2 protein-coding genes are annotated in these 1,033 nt (G+C 56.1%); both read left to right on the forward strand.

The window, feature by feature from the left end:
- Positions 1–466 (forward strand): bacteriophage T4 gp5 trimerisation domain-containing protein (locus C6H66_RS25220; RefSeq protein ID WP_422615638.1); only part of this gene is annotated, 466 nt, incomplete at its 5' end.
- 45 nt (positions 467–511) lie between these two features.
- Positions 512–931, forward strand: a complete 420-nt coding sequence (locus C6H66_RS25225) for a DUF1795 domain-containing protein (RefSeq protein ID WP_105397068.1) — start codon at positions 512–514, stop codon at positions 929–931.
- The last annotated feature ends 102 nt before the right edge of the window (positions 932–1,033 follow it).

A 1,033-nucleotide genomic window follows, 5' to 3' on the forward strand; every position in this document is an offset into this window, starting at 1 on the left:
CCTCCCGCCAGGGGACCTGCCCGGCAGCAAAACCCAGATGACCTTCCGCTCCAAAACCCATAAAGGGGAAGGCTACAACGAGCTGCGCTTCGAGGATGCCAAAGGCAGTGAAGAGCTGGCGCTGCATGCCCAGCGGGACATGAACACCGTGGTACTCAATAACCGCGAAACCCGGGTCATGAACAACCATACCGAAAGCATCGGCCATAATCAGATGCTTTCGGTCAGAAACGACCGCCACAAAGAGGTGACAGGCAATGAAGTCAGCGCTATCACCGGCCTGCGTCAAATCACGGTCGAAAAAGACAGCCTGCTGAATGTCAAAAATAATATCCAGATACATTCCCAGGCGGGGGGTATCGAAATTGCGACGGCCGGCGGCAGCATCACCATCGACAATGCCGGCAATATCAGCATTCAGGGGGCCAATATCACCATCAATGGCAAACAGGTCAATGTGAACTGACCGCGACTGACTATCAACTTAATTTTAATCAACAACGGAAAAAACATGGAAAACACCCCCTATCAAATGAATGAAGGCTCACTGACTATCCCGGGCAACTGGCGGGATGAATCCATGAATGTCTTTGTGCTGCCGGATGACAGCGGCATCAATCTGGTGGTCAGCCGCACCCCGGTCCCCGCCGGCATGGATAACCACGCTTACTATGAACAGACCCTGGAACAGTTTTGCACCCATCTGCCCGGGTACCAGGAGCATCAGCGCAGCGAAATCACCCTCAGCCAGCAACCCGCCCGCCGTCTGGATTACCAGTGGAAAAGCCCGGAAGGCGACATGCACCAGACCGTGATACTGCAAATCCGGGGTCCGCTGCTGCTGACCTTCAACCTGACCTCCCCCGCGCCTTTTGAAGACGGCCAGCGTGAGGCGTTGCTGGCGGTTATCCACAGTTTTCAGGCGGTCTGATGACCTGACAGGAGGAACACCATGTCACTTGGCGATGAAATCGTCACCCGGATAGCGCGGGTTGGCGCCCAGCACGCGGTACGCGTCTCCCCGCCACAGGGC

Source organism: Photorhabdus hindustanensis, from assembly GCF_002968995.1.
In the GTDB taxonomy this organism is placed as follows: Bacteria; Pseudomonadota; Gammaproteobacteria; order Enterobacterales; family Enterobacteriaceae; genus Photorhabdus; species Photorhabdus akhurstii.